We start from the raw sequence: 24,965 nt of genomic DNA, 5'->3' as shown, positions 1-24,965 counted from the left end.
CGCTTATAATGGCTGTTAGAGATATAAATATAGACAATACTCCGTTGAGTGAGAAGATTGCTCATACCATACGAAATAACATAATAAAAGGTATTATCAAGCCTGGAGAGCGGCTTGTTGAGCCAAAACTCTCGGAGATGCTTGGTATCTCCAGAACACCGATAAGAGAAGCGCTCAGACTTTTAGAGATGGAAGGTTTTATTGACATCATACCGCGCAGGGGCGCAGTGGTGACGACCCTTACCCGTAAAGATATTGACGATATATTCATAATAAAAATGAAGCTGGAACCCCTTGCTTCAAGGCTGGCTGTGGACAATCTTGAAAAGAGCGATATTGACAGACTTAAAGAGCTTGCTGCAAAGATGGAGGCTGGGTCTGCTAAGGGTGTTACCCAGATGATCAACTGGAATTACGATTTTCACAACATTTTCATATACAAATGTAATAACGACAGGCTGATAAGAATGCTTGACGGATTGCAGCAGCAGTTCAAACGGGCTACTGTTTATTCATTTACAACTGAGGGCAGGACAAAGAAAGTCAATGAAGAGCACCTTGAGCTCATCAAAGCCTTTGAGAAAAAAGACAGCGATTCCGTGGAAAAAATCGTTGAAACGCATGTCTACAATGGATGGCAGTTTATAAGAGTTCAGTTTGAGGAAGTGTTGACACAGATTTAATCCTCGTGTGCCGTAACTTGTCTCTTATCCTGCTGCAACGATGTGTATGAAAAAGATTGCGGTAAAGGATCTTAAAGTCGGGGACAAAATACTAAGGCTTGACAAGAGCTGGTTCGAGACCAGTTTTTTTAAGCATAAGTTTATTGTCAAAGACAAGTCAGTCATAGACAGAATAATGTCAAGTAATATTGAATTTGTTTATATTGACGAAGTCACTCCCGAAGAAATTAAGGTCTCACAAATTTTAGAAACCCCTACAAAGGACATCATAGATGAAGCGGCTGAAGCTGCGTCCGTTAATCTGATTGATATTGAAGATTTTTCAAAAGCATCTGAAGTCTATACTGAATCTGTTAAAATGACAAAATGCGTGTTCGAAGATATACGAGCTGGAAAAATGTTTAATAACTGTGCTGTCAAAAGTATTGCGGCGAATATTGCACAGATTACACGCAGAAATAAAGGGGTTCTTGCCAGCGTAACCAAGTTGCGGCAGTATGACGACTATACTTTTCAGCACTCAATGAATGTAAGTATCTATTCTGCCGGGCTGGCATCTCACCTCGGTATGGACAGTAATGAAGTTGAGCGTATAGCCTGTGCCGGGCTTCTGCACGATGTAGGAAAAATGCTTGTACCTAAAGATATACTGAACAAACCGGGGAAACTGACTGATGAAGAATTTTCTATGATGAGAAATCATGTTCAGTACGGTTATGATTTTCTGAGGAAAGAAGCCGTTGCTGACGATATACTCCGTCTTGCTTACGAACATCATGAGCGATATGACGGCTCGGGTTATCCGAACAGACTTCGGGATAAAGATATCAGTATAGAAGGTAAGATCGGAGCTGTGGTTGACATCTATGACGCTATCACAAGCGACAGAGTTTACCATAAAGGTATGGAACCCCCGTCAGCACTCAAGCTTATGTTCAAATGGGCTGATTCGTATATCAATAAAAAAGTTTTTGAATTTTTTATAATGAATATCGGTATATATCCGGTAGGAACTCTTGTTCTTATGAATACGCATGAGCTTGGCATTGTTGGTAAAACTAATATCAACAAACCAACTGAGCCGCTTGTGCTTGTTTTTATGAACAAAAAGGGCAGGAGGCTGCCTGTCAAAGTGGTTGATTTGTCTATAAAGACTGTGGTTAAAAGAAAAATTTTAGCACCGATCAATCCTGAGTCAGTCTCTGTACCTGATGAAGTCTATTCTTATATAGATAATTTGAATAAAATCACATGATAATGATAAAAAAACTTATTTTGTGTTGAACTATTTTGTCGGTCACTTATCTTAGTCGTATAAATAAGACTATCGTGGGACTTCGTGTCCTTTATATATCCCCTGTAGGTTTTAAAGGTTAAGGAGAGGGCAGGTTTTGAAGCCTGCCTTTTCTTATAGTAAGTTAAAGGTTTCTAATTTTTACTGCACGGTAGATTGTGCCGTCTATAGTGTCCAGAAGCTCAATTCCCTGTTGTTTTAATTCCTGTCTGATGCTGTCTGCCAGTTCAAAATTCTTATCTTTTTTGGCATCTGCTCTGTCCTGAATCTTCTGTCTAAGTTCCTCTTCAGAAATAGACAGGTTTATGCGGAACCATTTCTCTGGTGTGTATTTTACTATTCCGAGAACATCAAGTATCACCTTGAATACGTCCTGAACAGCCTCCTGTAATGCCGGGAAACTGATTTTGTTGGGTTTTGAGCCTAGCAGCCTGTTTGTTTCCCTTATGACTTCAAACATGGCAGCTAGGGCTTCAGGTGTGTTGAAGTCGTCATCCATGGCTGTTTGGAATTTATCCATAAAGGTTTCTTTCATCTTTTCTGCTTCTTTTGTGATATCCACGCCTTTTTTACCGGCGTTAAATCTGCTTATTTCGTCAAGCATTGTATAAATGCGGTTGAGGGATTTTTCGGCTTCAAGCAGATGATCCTGAGAAAAGTCGAGAGCGCTTCTGTAGTGTGTAGTCATGAGGAAATATCTAACTATCTCAGCATCAAATTCTTTGAGGACATCTCTTATAGTAAAAAAGTTGCCGAGAGATTTTGACATTTTTTCCTGATTGACGTTAACAAATCCATTATGTATCCAGTATTTAGAGAACATGCACCCACATGCTGCCTCGGACTGGGCGATTTCATTTTCATGATGAGGAAATACGAGGTCTTTTCCGCCGCCGTGTATGTCAAAAGGGAGTCCGAGAAGGTCTTCGCTCATAACGCTGCACTCAATGTGCCATCCTGGGCGACCTTGTCCCCATGGGCTTTCCCAGCTTGGTTCACCGGGTTTTGATGCTTTCCACAGGACAAAATCGTAAGGGTTTTCTTTCTTTACGCTGACTTCAATTCGGGCTCCTGCCATCATATCTTCCAGCTTTCTGTGAGATAGTTTTCCGTACTCTTCAAATTTTTGCACACGGTAATATATGTCGCCGTTTGATTCATATGCAAATCCCTTCTCAATAAGAGTTTCACACATCTGAATCATTTGTTTTATGTAGTCTGTCGCTTTCGGTGTGTGGTCGGGGCGCAGGATATTGAGGCTGTCCATATCAGCATCGTGCTCAGCTATAAAGTTTGCAGCAAGTTCGCGCCAGTCCATCTGTTTTTCATTGCTTCTTTTTATGATTTTGTCATCAATATCGGTGAAATTTTTGACAAAAGTGACATTGTACCCCTTAAACATTAGGTACCTGCGTATAACATCGAAGACACCGGAGCTGCGTGCATGACCTATGTGACAGAGGTCGTAAACTGTTACACCACAAACATATATTTTCACATTATCCTTTTGCAAAGGCTGAAATTCTTCTTTTTTGTTGGAAAGTGTATTAAAAACTTTAAGCATGTATATCACCCGCCGGAAGCCGCAAGCAGCTTTCTGGTATATTCTTTTTCCGGTTTTTCCAGCACTTCATTGACAGTGCCGTACTCAACCATCCTGCCGTTATGCATGACCATTACATCATCGCACAAATAAGATACAACAGCAAGGTCATGGGATATTAGAATAAAAGTGACTCCTTTTTCAAGTTTTAATTTTTTCATAAGGTTCAGTATTTGCGCCTGAACGGATACATCGAGTGAACTGACAGGTTCGTCAGCTATGATTATCTCCGGCTCTAGCGAGAGCGCCCGTGCTATTGATATACGCTGTCTCTGACCGCCTGAAAACTCATGCGGATATCTGTCTAGGTGTTCCCGTTTCAGACCTACAAGTTCCATATAGTCACCGCAGATTTTTCTGAGGTTACCCTTCATGCCGTGAGTTTTCAGAGCGTCTTTCATAGCAGAAAAAATAGTAAGCTTGGGGTTCAGGCTGAGGTAGGGATCCTGAAAAACAACCTGAACATTTCGCCTGTAGTTCATATAATTCTTCCCCAGACCATTAATGTTTTTTCCGTGAAAGAGGACATTGCCTTCGTCCGGCTTTATTATGTCTGAGATAATTTTAGCAACAGTAGTTTTGCCGCTGCCGGATTCACCGACAATGCCAAGTGATCGTCCCTTCAGTATTTCGACAGAGACGTTATCCACAGCGTTGATGATAGTTGAAGAGCCTTTAAATATTCCTTCGAAGGCTTTGTATGTTTTTTTAATATTCTTTAGTTCAAGTATATTTTCTAGCATTGGTTAGTTTTAAAATGTGATATTTGTTCCTGAAGTTCGTGGGAGAGTTCAGCGAGTTTTTCTGAGAACTGACTGACTTCATCCACAATCTTTTTATTGTCTTCAGAGGAGATGCTTACATTTGTCACAGTGGTTGTGATGTTTGCTATAGCCTCGCTCTGCTGTTCAATGATGTTCAGGATAGGCTCAACAGATTTAGCTGCTGATTCCATCTGACGTACAACCTCTTCAAAGTTTTCTCCAACTTCTGTGATAGATTTTGAGCTGGACTCAACTTCGTCAATGCCTGTATGCACTATATCCACAACACCTTGAACATTGCTCTGTATGGAGCCTACCATGCTGGATATCTCCTGAGTTGATGTTCCTGTTTTTTCGGCAAGCTTGCGCACTTCGTCTGCAACCACAGCAAACCCTCTTCCTGCTTCTCCGGCTCTGGCTGCTTCTATTGCAGCGTTCAGTGCAAGCAGGTTAGTCTGTTCTGCAATGTCTACAATGATGCTGACGATGTTTGTTATCCCTTGTGAGGCAGTTTTCAGCTCTGCAAGGCTGTCTGCAACACCGGCAAGGTTGCTTGCGACGCTGCTGACCTGGCTTATCGATGTCTGAAGCCCGAGGTTGCCTTCAACAACTTTCTCTTTGGCAGTCTGTACCTCTTTTATTCCAATTTGCACTGATTCAATTATGCGAACAGTGGAAGATGAAAGTTCTTCCGCAGCAGATGCGGCGGCAGCCATTTCCAGATTAGTGTCATTGAGGTTTTCGTGCATCTTGTGCATAAGCTCCGCAGACTGGTCACTTGTCTGACTAAGATAGTTTGTGCTGGTAGTTACGTTTACCACCAAGTCGCATAGTGACTGCTGCATTGTGTTTATGGAATTTGTCAGTGCGCCAAACTCATCATTTGATTCATGCTTAACATCACCGCACATCAGGTTTCCGTTTTTAATATTTTCAGCAACATTCATTATTTTGCGTAGTGGTTTCGTAATCTGTGAAGCACTGTAAATACCTATAATCACTGCGAGTACCAGCACTACAACAAGCATAATGATAGTAGAGGTCATTACTTTTGCGGATATAGAGTAAATAGTTTTTACTCCGTTGTCCATATGTTCCTTTGCAGTTTTGGTGAGTGATTTCAGCTCTGCCTCAGTCTCAACAACGTCTTTTTCCAGTACATTTATCTGTTTTACAAGATTTTTCTCCATATCTATAGTTTGCAATCTGATGTTCTGAAGTCTGGCAGAAGAGTCTATCATCGTCTTAGTGACGCCTAGAAGCATTGTCATTCTTTCGCGCACTTCATCATTTTTCATTGCTACGATATAGTCGCCTTTGTAGGAGCCTCCATCAAGTATCGTCTGTGCTTTTTCCGTCAGTTTTTTTGCGTAATTTACCAGAGTGAAAACACCATCCTCAGCATCTATTGCGTCTTTTGCGTTGACTATTTCTGATATATAGACTTTTATTTCAAGCGGGTCTTCCATCATTTTATGAAGAAAGTTAAGTGTGTTTTTGTATTTGTCACCAAATTTCTCAAGTGCCATCATACTGACAAAGATATAGCCTTTTTGTTTTCTGAAAAGTGAATCCATGTCATCAAAGAGAATAAGCATGTCATCATTTGTTTTGATATATTCTGATTTTTGCTTAAGAAAACTTTCTGCGAGTACCTTGAGATGCTCACTCTTTTCAGATACTTTCCGAAAATTCTCGTCATTAGGTTTTCGGCTTAAAGCCTTGTCGATTTTTGTGAAGTTGCTTTGTATACTTTTCTGAAATGAATCAATCTCCTTAAGGTCAGTAGTCACTCTTGCACTTTTTATGGCTATGACTATGTTCTTAAACTCACTGTTAACAGTATTCGCTACTTCTCTATCTGCGAGCATGTCGTTCATTACTACGTTTACATACCCTGTAACTCGCTTACTGGAAATCATGAAAGTTAATGATAATACAATGATAAAGCACGTAACGAGAAGGTAAGACATGATCAGCTTAACTTTAATATTCATATATAACCCCGAACCTATATGTTTACAAATATTGTATACTATTTTATAATTAATGTCACTGGATATAAACGTTGTTTGAAAATTGTTAACAATGTGTCGTAGCTCTGGAAAAATAAAAAAAGAAGTAGGTAAAACAATGCAAATACTGGAAGAATTCATAAAAACGCATAAATTTTATGAGAAAAAATATAAAAATCAGACGATTTTTAAATCTATGAAACTGACTACCAATAGTAGCGGGGAAACAGAACCTGTATTCTATGTAGGAGTTCCTGGTCTGATGGTTGCTCTTTCATTTGCAGTTGTTGTTGTTGCTACAGTTTATCTACTTTCTATCCCCTTTAAGTGGTACATATGGCTTCCATATGTTATCGCTACAATATTCGGATTCAGAATTGCCCTTAAGCTGGATAAAGTAAAACAGATCAGATATATGATCTATTACCTTCTGGATAATTCTAAGAAACTTTTAGAGAAGGCAGACAGCGAAAAAGATAAAGAGAAAAAAAGAGAGATGATAGAGAAGGCTGCTGAATGGCTGGAAAAAGCTCAGGAGTGGGTTTATGAACCTGCCGTTGAAGCGCAGCTGGAGCTTATTCGTAAATCGTAGTTTTTTTGTCATTTTTATGTATTGAAATTGCTTTTATATTTTTGTATGTTGTTTCATATAATATACAAAGGTATTTTTTATGTTCAAAAAATTGATGAAAAAGTCAGGTCTGAAAGCAAGTATAAAACGTAAATTCCCCAGAGGTTCACTTGCCGTAAAGCTATGCGCAACTATTCTTGTTAATTATAAGAAAGGTGATAAGACCTTTACATATGGTGACTGTTTTTCTATACGCACTTATGATATCAGCAGCGGAGGTCTTTGTATCAGTCATCCTGACAGACTTCTTGCAGGTAAAGTGCTGATGATTAATTCTAAAAACAACCTGAAGAAAGTTAAATGCATGGATTGCGCTATGCTCGGTGTCATCAATGATGAGTTTGTTAATAAGCCTTTGCTTGGTAAGGTTGTCTGGGCTACAGAGAAAAGAGCCGGAATTGAGTTTTTTGATATCAATGATGGTGACAAACGAAAGCTTGATAAGCTTGCTAAGACATCATTCTGATTATCTTCAGACATAAAAAAACCCGCTCAAGGATGAACGGGTTATTTTTTTCATAAATAACTACAGTCTTACTTGTGGCAAGTGCTGCAGGATTTTCCTTTTGGAACTTTTTTCGCTTTGTGGCATTCCCAGCAGAATTCATCGTGAGCAGGATTTTTAGTTTTACCTTTTTTGATGTCACCGGAAGCTACGAGAGCTTTAGGGTTGAATTCTTTACCAGTTTTAATTGATTTAAGGGCTCCGCCTTCAGCTGTCATGTGGCATTCTATGCACTCATTTTTAGTCTGGTGGAATGCGTGTGGGAACTCAACAGCCGGTTTCTTTGTATCAAGGCCCCATTGTTCTGCGAGGTTGACTTTCTCAGGGCTTGTGGCTGCGAAAGCTACAAGAGCAACTGAAAATACAACGAGCATTGCAATTACAATCTTTTTCATTACTACTCTCCTTAGTGGATTTTAAAAGATTTTAAACCCTGTAAAGCCTTGTGTCAATGGGATATATGTAAATTTACACAAAGATATTAGTCAGGTCTGGTGTCTTGTGTGATGCTCTCGTAACCTTGTAAGTGTCTTGTGATATGTCGATAATGGACGATGATTCGACATTTTGATTGTTGTCAAATATAAAAAATATGATTTTAGATTTAAAAGTTTCTATGACTGCTTTCTCGCTGTTGCTGTAATTTTCTCCAGACAGATTTGCACTGGTTGCGCTGACAGGGCCTACGGTGTCTATGAGGTTTAGCAGCCATTTCTTGTCGGGCATCCGTACGGCAACGGTTCCGTTTATAGTGAAAAGTGGGTTCAGACCTTTCTTTGCTTTCAGTATGAATGTCACTGGGGCAGGCCAGACCTCTTCAAGCGCTTTCAGCTGTTTTTCACTTTCGATAATAGCTATTTCTGAAAGCTGCTTCAGCGAAGATATAAGGATAGGAAATGGCTTTGTCCTGTCTCGCCCTTTGATGTCGAATATCTTTTCATTTGATTTCACGTCGGAAACAGGCGCACCTATGCCGTATATGGTATCTGTGGAAAAAATAACGGGCTCTGATTTTGTCAAAGCCCGTCTGAATATTTCTATTGCGTTGTTACCCTCGGCTTTTGCTATAAGCATTTAGAGCATTTCCTGAACGGCTTCATTATCTTTATAAACTTTCTCTTTCATAGCCTCTCGGTATGCAAGAAGCTTTTCGTACATTGCCTTGTCACTTCGTCCTATAATCTGCGCAGCGAAAAGACCAGCGTTTTTAGCACCGGCTTTGCCTATTGCCATTGTCGCAACAGGTATTCCGCCGGGCATCTGCACCATAGCGTAAAGGGCATCTATACCGTTCATGCTTGTGGCTGCGATAGGGACTGCCACAACAGGAACGTTTGTTTCGCTGGCGATAACACCGGCTAGGTGAGCAGCAGCACCAGCAAGAGCTATGATGGCAACAAGCCCGCGTTCATCGGCTGTGCGTGCCCATTCTCCTGTGCGTTCCGGTGTCCTGTGTGCACTTGACACAATAACTTCGTACTCTATTCCCAACTCTTTTAAAACATCTATGGAAGCCTGAGCTATCTCGAAGTCAGATTTGCTCCCCATTATGATTCCAACTTTGTTCATTTTTTCATCCTCTTGAGTGCTTTTGCGCCTATGTCTTTTCTGTAGTGTACATCTTTCCAGTTTATCTTTTCAACTGCATCGTATGCAAGCCCGATAGTCTGTTCAAGCCCTTTACCACATGCAGTAACGCCAAGAACACGACCGCCTGTGTTTACTGTCTTACCGTTTTTCGTCTCAGTTCCGGCGTGGAAAACCTTTACGCCTTCGAGTTTGTCAGCATCGGCAATCCCAGTTATCTCATAACCTTTTTCGTAAGATTTTGGATAGCCGCCTGATGCCATAACGACACATACCGTAGGATTCTCATCCCATTCAATTTCGACTTTGTCGAGGGTCTGGTCAGTACATGCCAGAAATACCGGAACGATGTCTGATTTCAGTCTGGAAAGAACAGGCTGTGTTTCAGGGTCTCCGAAACGCGCGTTGAACTCCAGAACCTTTACGCCATTCTTTGTGACCATAAGTCCTGCATATATTATACCTTTAAATGTAATCCCTTTATCAGACATTGTTCTGATGAGCGGGTATGCGATATTTTCAGTAGCGAAATTAAAGAGTTCGTCTGTTACCACAGGAGCAGGGGAGTAAGCCCCCATTCCGCCGGTGTTCGGACCTGTATCGTTATCATATGCGGGCTTATGGTCCTGTGATGAAACCATCGGCAGAACAGTTATCCCGTCTGTAAATGCAAGGTATGACGCTTCTTCACCGTCGAGGAATTCTTCTATAACAACTTTACTGCCTGCCTCACCGAAGGCGTTATCAACGAATATTTCTTCAAGTGCGGCAATTGCTTCTTCAGAAGTTTTTGCGACAGTGACACCTTTGCCAGCTGCCAGCCCGTCAGCTTTCACTACTATCGGAGCGCCGTGTTTTTCCACATATGCTTTAGCGGCTGCCAGATCAGTAAACTCACCATACGCTGCGGTGGGGATTCCTGCGTCAATCATAATCTCTTTTGCGAAAGCTTTGCTCGCCTCAAGCTGTGCTGCATCTGCGTTTGGACCGAAAGCTCTCAGCCCTTCCTTTTCAAATGCGTTGACAATGCCCATTGCAAGAGGATCTTCAGGGCCTACAACAGTGAGGTCGATCTTTTCAGTTTTTGCAAATTCCACCAGCTTTTCTATGTCAGTGGCTTTTATGTCGATATTTATTGTTTTGTCTTCAAGGTCAGTACCGCCGTTACCGGGGGCGGCGTATATCTTTGCCACTAGTGGTGACTGGGCGATTTTCCAACAGAGTGCGTGTTCTCTTCCGCCTCCGCCTATTACCAGAATTTTCATATATATTACTCCAGATACGTCATTTTTTAATGTTTGAAATGGCGCACGCCTGTGAAAACCATAGCAATGCCATGTTCGTTCGCAGCAGTTATCACCTCTTCGTCTCTGATAGATCCTCCGGGGGAGATAATGGCTGTGATGCCTCTTTCTGCGGCTTCGTCCACACTGTCTCTGAAAGGGAAGAAAGCATCAGATGCCATAGCTGCGCCTTTAAGGTCTGTTTTAGCTTTGGATGCTGCAATTTTGGAAGAATCCACACGGCTCATCTGCCCTGCGCCCACACCTATTGTTCTGTCTGCTTTTGTATAGATTATAGCATTTGATTTAACATGTTTTGCAACTATCCATGCAAAGTTGAGTGCTTCATATTCCTCTTTGGTCGGTTTTCTGTCAGTGGGGATGTCCAGTTTTCTGATATCTTCTATTTCGTGCAGGTCTCTGTCCTGAAGGAGAATTCCGCCTGTGACATTTTTAATATCCAGTTCGTTGTCGCGTCCGCCTGTTATATCGCCAAGCTCTATGAGCCTTATATTCTTTTTGGCTTGAAGCACTTCCAGCGCATCTTCGGAGAAAGACGGAGCGAGTACAACCTCAAGAAAGATGTTGGAAAGCTTGTCGGCAAGTTCTCTGTCCACTTCACGGTTAACACCGACTATACCTCCGAATGCAGATACAGGGTCACACTCAAGAGCTTTGTCGTATGCTTCGGACAGTGTTTCACCGACTGCACATCCGCAGGGGTTTGTATGCTTAATAATGGCCACAGCCGGCTGTCTGAATTCTTTGATAAGCTCAAGTGTCGCCTGAATGTCTACTATGTTGTTGAATGACAGCTCTTTACCGTGTAACTGCCTTCCTGTTGCGACAGAGGCTTCATTTACAAGAGGTTTAACATAAAAAGCAGATTCCTGATGAGGGTTCTCGCCATATCTCATAGGTTGTTTTTTACGTGCCGGAATAGCGATTTCTTCTGGGAATTTTACGCCGAGTTTACGGTTAAAGTAGCCGGCTATGATAGAGTCGTAAACACCTGTGTGAGAGTATGCTTTTCTGGCGAGGTCGATACGTGTTTCAAGCTCTGTGCCGCCGTTGTCCATCTCTGTGAGCACTCTGTCGAAGTCGCCGTTATCGACAACGATAGTGACGAATTTATGATTTTTAGCTGCGGAACGAATCATAGAAGGACCGCCGATGTCGATATTTTCTACAACCTCTTCATGGTCTGCGCCTTTCGCTACAGTTGCCTCAAAGGGGTAGAGGTTTACAACAACCATGTCTATGTTTTCGAGACCGTGCTCTTGCATTGTTGCCTGATGTGCCTCATTATCACGGATATTTAGAATTCCGCCGTGCACTTTTGGGTGTAAGGTTTTAACTCTGCCGTCAAGCATTTCAGGAAACCCTGTAAAATCGCCGATCTCAATAATATCGATACCGCTTTCAGCGAGGAGTTTTGCTGTTCCTCCTGTGGAGATGATCTTAACATCGTGCTTTTTAAGTCCTCTTGCGAACTCAACGATTCCGCTTTTGTCAGAGACGCTGATCAATGCGGTTTTCGGCATTACTTTCATTAATATAACCTCGTTAATATTTATAGGAGCTGGTGATGACATTGCGAAAAGCAGTTAGCCGAAGCAGCCGTTATTATTTTCTCACGAAAAGTTTCAGGGGCTGCTCCAGCTTTCAGGCTTGCAATGATATTATCTTTTGCTCCTGTTGCTTAAAATTATGTAGTCCAGAAACAGAATCCCTATGCCCACAGAGATAGCGATATCCGCCACGTTGAACGCAGGCCACTGATACTGTTTGTAGTAGAAATGAAGGAAATCCACGACCTTGCCTATGTAAATCCTGTCAATAAAGTTGCCTATGGCACCTGCCAGTATAAGGGTGTATGACACAAGGCGTATCTTCATGTCTTTCTCTTTAGACATCAGGTATATCACAGCCAGTATCGCAACTGCTGTGATGATTACGAAAAATCCCTGTCTGTATGAATCGTCAAGCTTTGCGAGCATACCGAATGCAGCGCCCGGGTTCAGCACATAGGTGATGCTGAAAAAACCGTCGATAACAGGTCGCAGTTCGTAAAGGTCAAAATTATTTTTAATATACAGTTTCGTCCACTGATCAAGAATTACAATGAACACAACTGACGATATAAGTATTTTTTTCATTATGAAAGAGCCTCAGCACATCTGCTGCATATCCCTTCAGTCTTCTCACCGACAGTCGGGGACTTTGTCCAGCATCTCTCACATTTGCTGTTTTCAGAAGGTGTTACTTTAACTTTTATATTTCCTTCTTCTGAAACGTGGCAGTCTGAAAGCTCAGAAGGATCAACTATCTTAACTTCAGAAACGATGAAAATACGCTCTATTCCCTCGTCAGCAACGAGAGCTTTAGCTGTCTCAGCATCTACACCGAGGATGATGTCTGCGTCCAGCGGGTGACCGATTGTTTTTTCCGCACGGGCGATTTCCAGAGCTTTCGTAACTTCTTTACGGACTTCAAGTATCTTTTTCCACTTGGCGGTGTTTGCTTCGTCTTTAAGTTCTTCGACAGGTGCGAATTTTTCTATGAAAATGTTTTCACCCTTACCTTTGTAATCAGGGATGAACTCAAATATCTCATCCGCTGTGAAAGAGAGGACAGGAGCCATAAGTATACTCATTTCGCGAACCATCTTGAAGAGCACTGTTTGTGCGGATCTGCGTTCGCGTGAGTCATATTTATATGCGTATAGCCTGTCTTTCAGGATGTCCAGATAAAAGGATGACAGGTCGCCTATGCAGAAATTTATGAATGCATGGTAGAAGGTATGGAACTGGTAGTTGTCATAGGCTTCGTATATGCGTTTTTTTACCTGCTGCCACCTTACCAGAGCGTATCTGTCGAGGTCGAGCATATCTTCAAACGCCACCATATCTGTGTCAGGGTTAAAGTCGCTGATGTTGCCTAGAAGGTATCTGGCTGTGTTTCTTATCTTTCTGTATGATTCCACCAGACGCTGTATTATATCCTGCGATATGCGGACATCTTCTGTATAGTCCTCAGCAGAAACCCACAGGCGGAGTATCTCTGCGCCGAATTTGTTTATTATCTCTTTGGGGTCAACAGTATTGCCAAGAGACTTGGACATTTTGCGTCCTTTACCGTCCATAGCAAAACCGTGTGTGAGAACCTCTTTATACGGCGCAACGCCCCTTGAACCGACACTTTCAAGCAGGGAAGAGTGAAACCACCCTCTGTGCTGGTCAGAACCTTCGAGGTACATATTCGCAGGCCATGAAAGCTCGTCACGTTCCTCAAGTACCGCAGAGTGAGATGTACCGGAGTCAAACCACACATCAAGTATATCTGTCTCTTTAGAGAATCTTGTTCCTCCGCATTTGCATGTTGTTCCCGCCGGAATAAAGTCTTCATTTGGTCTGTCAAACCATGCGTCAGCGCCTTCTTCTTCGAATGCTTTCACAACATTAGCCTGAATTTCTTTACTGGTAACAACTTCTCCGCAGTCCTCACATAAGAACACAGCAATAGGGACACCCCATGTTCTCTGTCTGCTTATACACCAGTCGGGTCTGTTTTCTATCATAGTTGTGAGCCTGTTTTCTCCCCATGATGGTGTCCAGCGCACTTTTTTGATTTCGTCCAGCGCTTTTTGACGGAGGTCGTTTATCTCCATGCCGATAAACCACTGAGGTGTTGCACGGAAAATAACAGGGCTTTTACATCTCCAGCAGTGAGGGTATGAGTGGCTTATGTCACTGTGAGAGAGGAGTGACCCTTGCTCATCCATCATTTCGACTATTTTCGGGCCTGCTTTATTGATGTGTTCTCCGCCGAATATCTCAACATTCGGTCTGTATACGCCTCTGTCATCTACAGGGTTGTATATCTCGAGCCCGTACTGAAGCCCGACCTGATAGTCTTCCTGACCGTGACCGGGAGCAGTGTGGACAAGTCCTGTACCGGCTTCCAGCGTGACATGGCTGCCGAGTATGCCGAGAGAAATCCTGTCGTAGAATGCATGTTTGAACTCTACTCTTTCAAGCTCGGTTCCTCTGAATACTTTGGCAGATTCAGATGCGTGTATCTGGAAATCCTCTTTAAGCTTTTCTGCAAGCTCAGTGGCGAGGATTATGTATTCACCTTCAGCGAGGTTTTTATTACAAGTTTCAGTGATTTTTATGATGGAATATTCAAGGTCTGCGTTGACGCATATTCCGAGGTTTGCCGGCAGAGTCCAGGGTGTTGTTGTCCAGATAACAGCAGAAACTTTATCTGATTCTGCCAGACCGAACTTAGCCTTGAATTCATCTTTCATAGGGAATTTGACAAACACAGATGTTGATGTGTGGTTATCGTATTCCACCTCTGCCTCGGCAAGGGCAGTGGTGCAGCTTGTGCACCAGTATACAGGTTTCAGCCCCTTATACACTCCGCCGTTATCGAAAAAGCGGTAAAGTTCTTCGAGTGTTTTAGCCTCATATTTATAGTCCATAGTAATGTAAGGGTTGTACCAGTCGCCGAAACCGCCGAGACGTATAAAACCCTGACGCTGAACATCTATGAACTTGTCAGCGTATTTACGGCACTCTTTGCGTATTTCAGATTTGGACATTTCATATTTCTTTTTGCCCAGCTTTTTGTCTACCTTGTGTTCGATGGGCAGACCGTGGCAGTCCCATCCAGGGACATAAGGTGTGTAATACCCTTCAAAAGCTTTAATTTTAATAATAATGTCTTTCAGAATTTTGTTCATGGCGTGTCCGATGTGGATTTCGCCGTTGGCATAAGGAGGACCGTCGTGAAGTATATATGGGTTGTTTTTGTCTCTTGCGGCGAGCATTTTTTCGTAGACCTTGTCTTCTTCCCATTTTTTTAATCTCTCCGGTTCTTTGGTCGTCAGACTGGCTTTCATAGGGAAATCAGTCTTTGGAAGGTTAAGCGTATCTTTGTAGTCCATTTAACAGCTCCTGATAATTCTGAAAAGACAACATAATTTGCGATTTTGAACGCACCTGTAGTGCTGAACCACATAATATGTAGAACGGATTAATTAGCACCAAATGGAGATTTTATCAAGTAGAAGGAGACAATTATTTACATAAACACCTGAACAAAAATAGGTGTTGCCGTTCTTAGTAATGTAAGTATAAATAATAAAATGAACATATTTTACGGAGGAACACGTATGAAAAAATTGATTTTAACCCTGATGGCATTCGCAATGTTGTTTACAGGGCAGGCTTTTGCGGAAGATATCGGAGCAAAAGTCGAAAGTGGTATGAAGAAATATTTTAAAGAGAATGAGATTCCGCTTGATATAAAAATACAGGTTATAAGCAAAGTTAAAGAGCCTAAAGGACTTTATTTTATACAAATGACACTTTCTGATCCGGCATCAGGACGGAGTCAGGAACAGTTTGTTTTTTCAGACGGCAAGTACATCATGCCGGACATACTCACCATTGACGGAAACACAAGCCTTAAGGATATTCTGACATTTAATGCTTCCGAAAAGGTTGAGATGGATCTTTCAAAACTTACTCTCATGGAAGGTAACAAAGACGCCAAACATGTTATTGTAAAAGTGAGCGATTTCCAGTGTCCGTATTGCAGAAAGGCGTACGAGTACCTCCACAGCGAAATTGAAAGGCGGAATCTTGATGTTGCTGTTTATATGATGCACCTTCCACTTTCATTCCATCCGAAAGCACAGATTTATGCTCAGATATTTGAAGCTGGTAAAGAGGTGGGCGCAGATTTCGGTGACGACCTTTACAGAACAAATAAAGAGTTTGATGCCAAACCGGATGAGGAGATTATAGAGCATTTCGCTAAGATGACAAAAGATGCAGCGAAATTTAAAGCCCTTGTTAAGTCACCTTCCGTTGCAGGCAAAATTAAAATGCAGGCTGATATGGCTGCTGATCTCGGCATCACAGGCACACCAGAGCTCTTCTTCGACGGGAAACCTGTTGGCGGATTTAAACAGAGCATGTATAATCTTGCTCTGGACAGCTTTAAGTAAGGTCTTGATATTGCCAGAAACAATAGTTATTATAGGCAACCATTAGCTGATGATTTAAGAGGTGAACTATGCCCATGCATACACTGGACTTTGAGGCTCCTATACTGGAGATCGAAAGCCGTATTGACGAGATTAAGAACGTTTCCGGTATCGGAAGCGGCGACATAGACAAAGAGCTGAAAAGCCTTGAAGACAAGCTGGCGAAGATGAAAGCCAATGTTTATAAGAAACTGACCCCGCCGCAGAAAGTTATGGTGGCGAGACATCCGGATAGACCTTATACGCTGGATTATATCAATAATATCTTTACTGATTTTGTTGAACTGCACGGCGACAGGCTTTACCGTGACGATCCGGCTATTGTCTGTGGAACTGCAAAGCTGAACGGTGAACCTGTTCTTGTTATGGGGCACCAGAAGGGGCGTAACACCAAAGAGAATATCTACCGAAACTTTGGTATGGCGAACCCCGAAGGCTACCGCAAGGCTCAGCGTATGTTTGAGATGGCGGAAAACTTCAACAGACCACTGATAACCTTTATAGATACACCCGGTGCATATCCCGGTATCGGTGCAGAAGAGAGAGGACAGGCGGAAGCTATAGCCAGATGTCTTATGATGATGGCGGAGCTAACTGTTCCTATGGTTACCGTTGTGACAGGTGAGGGTGGTTCCGGTGGCGCGCTCGGGATAGCTATGGGTAACCGTGTGGCGATGCTGGAGCACTCTATTTATGCTGTAATCAGCCCTGAAGGCTGTGCGTCTATCCTCTGGAAAGATGCTGCCTATGCCGGTAAAGCAGCAGAAGCGCTTAAGCTCACATCAGAAGACCTTAAAGAGCTGGATATTATCGACGAGATAATACAGGAGCCTGCGGGCGGTGCCCACAGAGACCATACACTGACAGCAGAGAGGGTGAAAGATTTTCTTATGCGCTCTCTCGCAGATTTGAAAAAGATGTCCAGAGATGAACTTTTTGAAGACAGATATCAAAAGTACCGTTCGATGGGTGTCTTTGCAGAATAATTTATGAATGAAATATTAATATTAAGTGAAGATGTAGCAAATATGGTGGCCGCCGGCGAAGTTGTCGAGCGGCCGTTTAATGTCGTAAAAGAGCTGATGGAGAACTCCGCAGACGCAGGAGCAACACGCATATCCGTTGTTGTGGAGAATGGCGGTGTGGGGATGGTTCGTGTCACAGATAACGGTCGTGGCATTCTGCCGGACGATCTGCCTGCTGCACTACAGAGGTTTGCCACCAGCAAAATTAAAAATGCGGATGACGTTTATAATGTCAAAACCTTTGGTTTCAGAGGAGAGGCTCTCGCTGCCATCTCTTCTGTTTCTGATTTCTCTATAAGGTCGTGCAGAAAAGATTATGATGGTGCGGAGATACGCATTAAACACGGCGGAACTCCTTCCGGTGTGCCTGCCCCAGCCATAGAAGGGACAACCGTTGAGGTCAGGTCTCTCTTTGCAAACGTTCCTGCCAGACTGAAGTTTTTTAAAAGTTTCTCAGCAGAAGAGCGTGAAATTGCAAAATTTGTGCGTTTTTTCAGCGTGATAAATCCTAATATTGCCATCGAACTAAGCATTAACGGTAAAAACACTTATACAGCAACAGCGGGTATGGACATGACGGCGAGAGCTGTTCAGGTGACCCGCGAGAAAGACCTTGTCTACGGTGAGAGTGAATATGAAGGGATGAAGCTCAGTTTCGTAACTTCACTTGCCACTGTGCAGAGGTACAGAAAGGATATGATAATTGTAGGGGTGAACGGACGTGTTGTCAAAGACCCTTCGATTGTTCAGGCTGTTGTAACTGCCTATCACCGCATGATACCGGACGGGAAATTTCCTGCGTGTGCCGTTTCGCTTCATGTTGACCCTGATAAGGTCGATGTGAATGTTCACCCTGCCAAGACTACTGTAAAATTACTGGATGCCAGAGATATATTCAGCTTTGTGCATCACAATATAAAAAACAGGCTTGATGATGCCGGACACGATCAGGGGGTGCAGATGCGCACACCCGATTCGACAGAGCATATCACATCAAATTCCTATTCCAGACCGGAGCCGGATACAAAATATGACCACCAGTTCGCAACCCAGAGTTACGACATCGCAAGCGAAATGGAAGTTGTGGAATATGAGCACAGGAGCAGTGCGGAGATAGTCCATATCCCTGAGCAGTCCGGTGCAGAGAGCGCTGTGCGTGTGGTAGGGCAACTTTTCAACACTGTCATAGTTTGTGAGAAGGACGGGGAAGCTCTTTTTATCGACCAGCATGTTGCCCATGAGCGGGTTCTCTATGAAAAATTCATCAGGGAAGCAGCCATGACAGTTCCGAGCGTGGTTATGTATGAGCCGCTGCTGATTAATGTAGGTGAAGATGAACTCGCTGTGGCAGAAGACAGTAAAGATGTTTTTGATAAATTCGGCTACGAAATAGAGTCGTTCGGCGGTGAAAGCCTGAAAGTGAGCCGTGTGCCGACAGATGTTCTTAACCGTGACATAGAAGCTCAGGTCAAGGGGATATTGGCTGATATGCTGGAAGAGCGGAAAGATACCAGTGTTGATTACAGAGCACTTGTGATGAGCTGTAAGGCTGCTGTTAAAGCCGGCGACAAACTGGAGATGCATGAAATGCGGAGGCTTGTGAGCGACCTTTTCACCACTGACAATCCGTATACCTGTCCTCACGGCAGACCAATAGTTTTTAAACAGCCGGAAGAGTTTTTTCTCAGGAAGTTCGGCAGATGAGAATACCTGTGATAACTGGTCCTACGGCAGCCGGAAAGACTGCTGTTGTGCTGGGGCTTGCCGAGAGATACAATATTGAGATAATAAGTGCTGATGCGTATCAGGTTTATAAATATATGGATATCGGAACAGCAAAGGCGGACTCAGAAGAGCTTAAAAAAGCTCCGCATCACCTGATAGATATCTATACACCGGACAAAACTTATTCCGCCGGTGTGTTTTTCGAGCAGGCACAGAAATGCATAAGAGACATTCTCGGGCGTGGTAATATACCTGTTGTGGCAGGCGGTACAGGAATGTATGTCGAAACCCTCCAAAAGGGTATATTTGCAGGTCCTGACAGAGATGAGAATATCCGCAGGGACATCGAAGATCAGATGGAGCAAAAGGGTGCAGAGGCGCTTTATGAAGAGCTTGCAGGCATTGATCCAGTCTTTGCAGAGAAGATTAAGCCCGCAGACCGAGCACGAATCATGAGAGGGCTGGAGCTCAACCGTCAGCTTAAGATGAATGTCGGCGATGCTCAGGCAGAATTTCACCGTAACCCTGACTACGATTATGCAATTTTCGTTCTCACCGAAGAACGTGAAAAAATATATAACAGGATAAACAGGCGTGTTGACCTAATGATTAACTCCGGCTGGGAGAAAGAGGTTCAGAAATTACTTGAAATGGGATATAGTGAGAAGCTGGATTCATTTAAGGCCATAGGCTATCGTGACATAGCAGGCTGCATCAGAGACAAAGTAAGCGTGGATACTGTTTCTGAGAAAATCAAAACCAGAACAAGAAATTTCGCGAAACGTCAGCTGACATGGTTCAGACATATGTCAGAAATAAAATATGTGGACTTATCAGATGCAAATGAGTTAAAAAGATTAGATAAGTTCTTTTTTACTTGAATATAAACGAATTATTTTATAAATTAACGTACAGAGTTATCAGTTCATGATTTCTTTATTCAGGGGGTAAACCGGATGAGCAAAAAGATCAATATTCAGGATGTATTTCTCAATCACCTTAGAAAAAGGCGCATATCTGCGACTATATACCTTGTTAACGGTGTAAAAATCGAAGGCTATGTGAAAGGCTTCGACAATTTCGTTGTAATACTTAAAGATGAATCTCAGAAGATGATCTACAAACACGCAATTTCAACCATCGAGCCGTCTGAGGAGATTCTCGAAATCGAAATGAACTGATGGTTACGGGCGGCGGTTTTAAACAAACCGGAATGGTTATCTATTTTAATGCGATACTCTACAACAAAGACCTGGTGAAAGATCCGGATTCTATAGCTGCACCTATTTTTGGTGAGCCTATACTGAGGTCTCCGGAGTTCGACTTTTCCCATACTTCATACTATGAACGTGAGATGGGGCAGAATCTTGTAAAATACTTTGCGCTTTATGACAGGATTGAGCAGCCTGACGACCTTCCTGATTATAAGATACATGCCGTCAGCATCGAAGACGGGCTTCAGCAGGACTGCAAACGAGTGATCAACATTGATCCAGGTTATGTTGCAATGGAAAAAATCGTTGCTGCCAGTACAAAAAACTTCACCCACAGAGTTTATCTCAGAGATAATATCTACGGAGATCTTCAGCTTTACCGCAGAAAAGGGCGCTATGTTCCTCTGGAGTGGACATTTCAGGACTATTCTTTTGATTCTACGCTTGGGTTTTTCGAAAAGGCACGTAAGCTTCTGGAAGAGAGTATCGGAATGTCTGACACTTGCGGTATTGTCCCTTCAAGATAATTCAATAATTCATTATTTTTTTGTAAGATTGTGATGCAGGGTTTTACTTAACCTTTTAGCTGTAGATTTTTATTATGACAAAATTCTTCAAATATGGTATAAATATATAATGATTGAAGTTATAGAAAATTTTAGTTAAGCCGTTATTTTTAAAGAGGTTTCATGAAGGTTAATATAGTTTTCCTGATAGTAATAGCCGTTCTTGCCGCCTATATGATATTTGGTCATAACGGTCTGCTTAAATACAGGGAACTTGTACGCATAAAAAATAATTATGAGCTTCAGCTTCATGTCACAGAGAAAAAAGTGAACGATCTCGATAATGAGCTTAAGCAAGTGCGTAAGAATGTCGAATATCTTGAAATGGTTATTAAGAAAGAACTAAGCCTTAAGAAACCTGACGAAGACCTGTATATTATCGAAGACCCTAAAGATACTCCCGAAGGAACTCCTGAAAAGAATAAATGAAAAAATATACCGTTACGGAAATTACAAGAGCTGTAAAAGGGCTCATTGAAAATACCTTTGCGGATAATGTAGCTGTGAAAGGCGAGATATCCAGTTTTTCACGCTCGCCCGCTGGGCATCTGTATTTTGTCATGAAGGACGAAAAAGCACAGATAAAGTGTGTTATGTTTCGTGGGATGGCTGGAAAGCTCGATTACAGCCCTAAAAACGGAGATAGCGTGGAAGCCGTTGGGGAACTTACTGTCTATGAGGCAGGGGGGAACTATCAGCTTCTGGTGAAAAAACTTGACTACGATTCTGTCGGGCTGTTCTGGCAGCTTTTCGAAGAGGTCAGGAAAAAACTTGAAGAAGAGGGGCTTTTTGCTGAAGAGCTTAAAAAGGCGCTCCCTTTTCTCCCGAAACGTGTTGCAGTAATTACCTCTCCTGAAGGGGCGGCTATAAAGGATTTCCTTATCACTATGAAGAACAACGACGTTGTTTTCGAAGTGGATATATGGGGAGTTCCTGTTCAGGGGAAGGACGCTGTTGCCCCTATAGTCAGTGCTCTTTCGAAAGCGGGTGCCATGACAGATAGATATGATGTTGTGGTGCTTATGCGCGGCGGAGGTTCTCTGGAGGATCTTGCTGTTTTTAATGAAGAGTATGTGGCGAGGGCTCTTGCTGCGTGTGAGGTTCCTACTGTGAGCGCCATAGGTCACGAGCGTGATGTTTCGATATGCGATTTTGTGGCTGATGTACGGGTCGCCACCCCCACGGCTGCTGCCAGCCTGTTAGGTGAGGGGTACAGAAGTGCAGGGCGCGATCTGAAGGATTTTGGCAGACGGATGATAAACATCATGAATCAGCAGATGATGACGGCTAATCAACGTCTGGATATGCTGATATCTTCTGTTAATAGTGCGTCTCCTGCGAAGAGGGTTTTGTCAGACAGAAGACACCTTGAGCATATGGTTAAGTCTTTGTCGTTACACATGCTTCAGTCTGTCCATACGGGGAAAAGCCGTGTGAATGAATTGTCAAAAGTAATGGCGAAGCTTACGCCTCAGAATGAACTGGAACGACGCAAAAGCAGCCTCAGCGATTATGAAAGACGGCTGAAGGATGCTCTGCTTGCAAAAAAACGGACGGAATCCGATAAAATAAATAATTTGATGCAAACTGTTGCAAGGTATGCCCCAGACAGGAAAGCTGAAAAATATAAAAGTAAACTGGACAGTCTGCTATATAGAATACAGACTGCTGCCCGCTCTGAAATATCTGATAATAAAAATAGACTGACGCCGCTGACAGCAAAACTGGAAGCTCTTGATCCACACAATATCCTGTCAAAAGGATATAGCTTTGTGATGAAGGACGGGAAGCCGGTTAAGAGTGTTTTTGACATCTCGTTGCAAGATGAGCTTGAAATAAGGCTAAATGATGGCTATATTAACAGCTTCGTTACCGGAAAGAAAGTCTCGGAGGAAAACGATGGATAGAATTCCGATCACTACGGAAGGTTATGCCAGGCTTAAAAAAGAGCTGGAAAAGCTCAAAACAATTGACAGAAAAGAAATCGTTGCAGCTATTGCAGAAGCACGCAGCCACGGTGACCTCAGTGAAAATGCTGAATATGACGCTGCCAAAGAGAGGCAGGGGATGATTGAGGCCAGGATTGCAGAGCTTGAAAGCAAGATGGGACGCTTTCAGGTTATCGATACTAAATCTCTGTCCGGAGACAAGATAGTCTTTGGTGCTACTGTTACTATTGAAAACATAGAAACAGAAGAACAGAAAAATTATAAGATTGTCGGACCTGACGAAGCTAATATTTCAAACGGTACAATATCTATCATGTCACCTCTGGCAAGGGCTCTCGTTAACAAGAAAGTTGGCGATGAGGTACTTGTTGTTGCTCCGGGCGGCGAACTCGAATATGAAGTTTTAGAAGTAAAATTTAATTAGATTTGTGCTTTTTCACTCGTTTAATCGCTTAGTAAGTATATAATACTTATCATGGCAGGTGAATTATGGAGCATAAATACTGGCTTACAGCCTTACTTGTATCAACATCAGTGTTTTCGGTTTTTGCACTCTCTTTTGACGATTATCTCAAGCAGGAGATGAGCGCTTATAATTCTTATCTGGAAGAGATTGACCGTGAGTTTTCGTCTTTCCTCAAGCAAAAGTGGGAATCATACGACGGAAAACCTCCGGTGGCACTTCTGGATAAGCCAAAACCAGTGGAGATACCTGTTGCTAAACCGGATGTTAAGCCGGAACCTGTGGTCATAAAGCCGAAGCCTGCACCGAAACCTGTTGAAGAGCCGGTGTCGGTGGGTGAACCCCGAAAAGAACCTGAAAAAGATATAGTGAAGGAGCCGGTTCCTGTTCCCCCAGTGGTGAAGGAACCTGCTCCGGTTGTTCCTTTGCCAGTTGCCCCCCAGCCACAAACACCAGCAGTGAAAGAGCCTGCTCCTGCCTATGAGCCTTCGAAAGAGGCAAAGGGGCTTGGACTTTCTTTCTATGGCAGAGAGCTTGATATTCCTACTGATAAAAAACTTGTCACTGCTGTCGGTAAGCCCCTGTCATCTAAAAATATAGCCGCATGGTGGGAAGCCGTGGCGTCATCAAACTATAAACCAACACTTAATTATATGCAGTCACAAGCCCAAGAGATGAACCTTGGCGACTGGGGATATGTGAATCTGGTGGAGCGTTTTGCTGCAAAACTTCTGGGTGATATCCCTGAAAGGAAGATGCTGGTTTGGTTTTTCATGAACAAGGCGGGGTATAACGCGAAATTAGGCTACACAGATGAAGGGACTGTCAAAGTTATGGTGCCTTCGGATAAAGAGCTTTACGGTGTTTCTTACTATACATTTTCCGGTGTGCGCTACTATGTGGTGGATGTCTTTGGTACTAAGCAGACAACGGAGGCACTTTATACATATAAAGGGAAATACCCAGAGGCGGATAAACCGGTTAGGCTCGAGAAAATGCTATACCCTAAGCTTGGTTTTGCAGGCTTTTCCCGTGACCTTAGTTTTACGGTCGATGGGAAAGAGCATAAAATTACAACGATTGCGAATAGATACAGTATAGCATATCTGAATAATTTCCCACAGGCCGACCTGTCGGTATACACCAGTGCAAAAACTCCTGAATGGATTGATAAAACCTTGTTGCCGGAGCTTAAAAAACTGATCGAAGGGAAGAATGCAAAAGAGTCTGTGGATATTATCCTTCATTTTGTCCAGACAGCTTTTCAGTATAAAACAGATGATGCTCAGTTCGGGCGTGAGAAATTTCTTTTTACTGAAGAGACAGTTTTTTATCCGTACTCTGACTGTGAGGACAGAAGTGTGCTGTTTGCTTATCTGATCAAGAACCTTTTGGAGCTGGACATTGTGATGCTTGACTTCCCAGGGCATATAGCAGCAGCGATTGACCTCGGAGAGTACAACACCGGAACAATGCTTGAATACAATGGGAAGCATTATTCTGTCACTGACCCTACATATATAAACGCCACTGCCGGAATGGTTATGCCGCAATATAAGGACACAAGCCCAGTCATTATCGACCCGGATATATAGGA

24 protein-coding genes are annotated in these 24,965 nt (G+C 42.8%); 14 read left to right on the top strand and 10 right to left on the bottom strand.

Annotation, left to right across the window (positions count from 1 at the left end; genetic code table 11):
- Window positions 1-8 precede the first annotated feature (8 nt).
- On the top strand, window positions 9-683 hold the full coding sequence (locus DACET_RS08955) for a GntR family transcriptional regulator (RefSeq protein WP_013011058.1): 675 nt from the start codon (window positions 9-11) through the stop codon (window positions 681-683).
- Window positions 684-729: 46 nt separating this feature from the next.
- Window positions 730-1,938 carry an HD-GYP domain-containing protein gene (locus DACET_RS08950; protein ID WP_148214171.1) on the top strand — a complete coding sequence of 403 codons (1,209 nt, stop codon included), beginning with the start codon at window positions 730-732 and terminating at the stop codon, window positions 1,936-1,938.
- Window positions 1,939-2,101: 163 nt separating this feature from the next.
- On the opposite strand, the gene cysS is transcribed toward DACET_RS08950, so the two are convergent.
- Genes cysS through DACET_RS08935 form a run of 3 tightly spaced genes read right to left on the bottom strand, consistent with a single transcriptional unit; the run spans window position 2,102 to window position 6,341 of the window.
- A complete protein-coding gene (gene cysS, locus DACET_RS08945; RefSeq protein ID WP_013011056.1) occupies window positions 2,102-3,541 on the bottom strand; it encodes a cysteine--tRNA ligase in 1,440 nt (479 codons plus the stop codon).
- Between the two features lie 5 nt (window positions 3,542-3,546).
- Window positions 3,547-4,323: an ABC transporter ATP-binding protein gene (locus tag DACET_RS08940; RefSeq protein ID WP_013011055.1), complete on the bottom strand. Its 777-nt coding sequence runs from the start codon at window positions 4,321-4,323 to the stop codon at window positions 3,547-3,549.
- A complete protein-coding gene (locus tag DACET_RS08935) occupies window positions 4,317-6,341 on the bottom strand; it encodes a methyl-accepting chemotaxis protein (protein WP_013011054.1) in 2,025 nt (674 codons plus the stop codon). The genes DACET_RS08940 and DACET_RS08935 overlap by 7 nt, the downstream gene beginning before the upstream one ends.
- A 214-nt stretch (window positions 6,342-6,555) precedes the next feature.
- On the opposite strand from DACET_RS08935, the gene DACET_RS08930 reads away from it, so the two are divergent.
- Both DACET_RS08930 and DACET_RS08925 read left to right on the top strand, forming a co-directional pair.
- Complete coding sequence (locus DACET_RS08930) at window positions 6,556-6,951, top strand: hypothetical protein (RefSeq protein ID WP_083772389.1); 396 nt, start codon at window positions 6,556-6,558, stop codon at window positions 6,949-6,951.
- Window positions 6,952-7,030: 79 nt separating this feature from the next.
- Window positions 7,031-7,456, top strand: coding sequence for a PilZ domain-containing protein (locus DACET_RS08925; RefSeq protein ID WP_013011052.1), 426 nt, complete (start codon window positions 7,031-7,033; stop codon window positions 7,454-7,456).
- Between the two features lie 68 nt (window positions 7,457-7,524).
- Here DACET_RS08925 and DACET_RS08920 read toward each other — a convergent pair whose 3' ends face one another.
- The 7 genes from DACET_RS08920 to ileS form a co-directional block, all read right to left on the bottom strand.
- Entirely contained in the window at window positions 7,525-7,890 is a 366-nt protein-coding gene (locus tag DACET_RS08920; protein ID WP_013011051.1) for a cytochrome c3 family protein, read from the bottom strand.
- 73 nt (window positions 7,891-7,963) lie between these two features.
- Entirely contained in the window at window positions 7,964-8,569 is a 606-nt protein-coding gene (locus DACET_RS15595) for an L-threonylcarbamoyladenylate synthase (protein WP_013011050.1), read from the bottom strand.
- The gene (gene purE, locus DACET_RS08910; protein ID WP_013011049.1) at window positions 8,570-9,064 is read right to left on the bottom strand and encodes a 5-(carboxyamino)imidazole ribonucleotide mutase; all 495 of its coding nucleotides are present in this window, start codon (window positions 9,062-9,064) and stop codon (window positions 8,570-8,572) included. It lies immediately after the preceding gene.
- A complete protein-coding gene (gene purD, locus DACET_RS08905; RefSeq protein WP_013011048.1) occupies window positions 9,061-10,347 on the bottom strand; it encodes a phosphoribosylamine--glycine ligase in 1,287 nt (428 codons plus the stop codon). Before purD ends, purE begins: the two co-directional genes overlap by 4 nt.
- Window positions 10,348-10,373: 26 nt before the next feature.
- Window positions 10,374-11,918 carry a bifunctional phosphoribosylaminoimidazolecarboxamide formyltransferase/IMP cyclohydrolase gene (purH, locus tag DACET_RS08900; protein ID WP_013011047.1) on the bottom strand — a complete coding sequence of 515 codons (1,545 nt, stop codon included), beginning with the start codon at window positions 11,916-11,918 and terminating at the stop codon, window positions 10,374-10,376.
- Window positions 11,919-12,047: 129 nt separating this feature from the next.
- Window positions 12,048-12,524, bottom strand: a complete 477-nt coding sequence (lspA, locus tag DACET_RS08895; protein WP_013011046.1) for a signal peptidase II — start codon at window positions 12,522-12,524, stop codon at window positions 12,048-12,050.
- On the bottom strand, window positions 12,524-15,319 hold the full coding sequence (gene ileS / locus DACET_RS08890) for an isoleucine--tRNA ligase (RefSeq protein ID WP_013011045.1): 2,796 nt from the start codon (window positions 15,317-15,319) through the stop codon (window positions 12,524-12,526). The genes lspA and ileS overlap by 1 nt, the downstream gene beginning before the upstream one ends.
- 228 nt (window positions 15,320-15,547) lie before the next feature.
- Between ileS and DACET_RS08885 the strand changes: the two genes are divergently transcribed.
- From DACET_RS08885 to DACET_RS08840, 10 genes are all read left to right on the top strand, one after another.
- A complete protein-coding gene (locus DACET_RS08885; RefSeq protein ID WP_013011044.1) occupies window positions 15,548-16,387 on the top strand; it encodes a DsbA family protein in 840 nt (279 codons plus the stop codon).
- 68 nt (window positions 16,388-16,455) lie between these two features.
- Window positions 16,456-17,412, top strand: coding sequence for an acetyl-CoA carboxylase carboxyltransferase subunit alpha (locus DACET_RS08880; protein ID WP_013011043.1), 957 nt, complete (start codon window positions 16,456-16,458; stop codon window positions 17,410-17,412).
- Window positions 17,413-17,415: 3 nt separating this feature from the next.
- The gene (mutL, locus tag DACET_RS08875; protein ID WP_013011042.1) at window positions 17,416-19,155 is read left to right on the top strand and encodes a DNA mismatch repair endonuclease MutL; all 1,740 of its coding nucleotides are present in this window, start codon (window positions 17,416-17,418) and stop codon (window positions 19,153-19,155) included.
- A complete protein-coding gene (gene miaA, locus DACET_RS08870; protein ID WP_013011041.1) occupies window positions 19,152-20,057 on the top strand; it encodes a tRNA (adenosine(37)-N6)-dimethylallyltransferase MiaA in 906 nt (301 codons plus the stop codon). Before mutL ends, miaA begins: the two co-directional genes overlap by 4 nt.
- Window positions 20,058-20,132: 75 nt before the next feature.
- Window positions 20,133-20,357 (top strand): RNA chaperone Hfq, encoded by a 225-nt coding sequence (hfq, locus tag DACET_RS08865; protein WP_013011040.1) that lies wholly within the window; start codon window positions 20,133-20,135, stop codon window positions 20,355-20,357.
- Window positions 20,357-20,917 (top strand): DUF4416 family protein, encoded by a 561-nt coding sequence (locus DACET_RS08860; RefSeq protein WP_013011039.1) that lies wholly within the window; start codon window positions 20,357-20,359, stop codon window positions 20,915-20,917. Before hfq ends, DACET_RS08860 begins: the two co-directional genes overlap by 1 nt.
- A 162-nt stretch (window positions 20,918-21,079) precedes the next feature.
- A complete protein-coding gene (locus DACET_RS08855) occupies window positions 21,080-21,385 on the top strand; it encodes an FtsB family cell division protein (RefSeq protein WP_013011038.1) in 306 nt (101 codons plus the stop codon).
- Window positions 21,382-22,863, top strand: coding sequence for an exodeoxyribonuclease VII large subunit (xseA, locus tag DACET_RS15590; RefSeq protein WP_013011037.1), 1,482 nt, complete (start codon window positions 21,382-21,384; stop codon window positions 22,861-22,863). Before DACET_RS08855 ends, xseA begins: the two co-directional genes overlap by 4 nt.
- Window positions 22,856-23,329: a transcription elongation factor GreA gene (gene greA / locus DACET_RS08845; RefSeq protein ID WP_013011036.1), complete on the top strand. Its 474-nt coding sequence runs from the start codon at window positions 22,856-22,858 to the stop codon at window positions 23,327-23,329. Before xseA ends, greA begins: the two co-directional genes overlap by 8 nt.
- A 65-nt stretch (window positions 23,330-23,394) precedes the next feature.
- Window positions 23,395-24,963, top strand: a complete 1,569-nt coding sequence (locus DACET_RS08840; protein WP_013011035.1) for a hypothetical protein — start codon at window positions 23,395-23,397, stop codon at window positions 24,961-24,963.
- Window positions 24,964-24,965 lie beyond the last annotated feature (2 nt).

The sequence above is a fragment of the Denitrovibrio acetiphilus DSM 12809 genome, assembly GCF_000025725.1.
GTDB classification, from domain to species: Bacteria; Chrysiogenota; Deferribacteres; order Deferribacterales; family Geovibrionaceae; genus Denitrovibrio; species Denitrovibrio acetiphilus.
The sequence above is the reverse complement of the archived record's forward strand: the minus strand, read 5'-3'. Positions and strand labels throughout refer to the sequence as shown.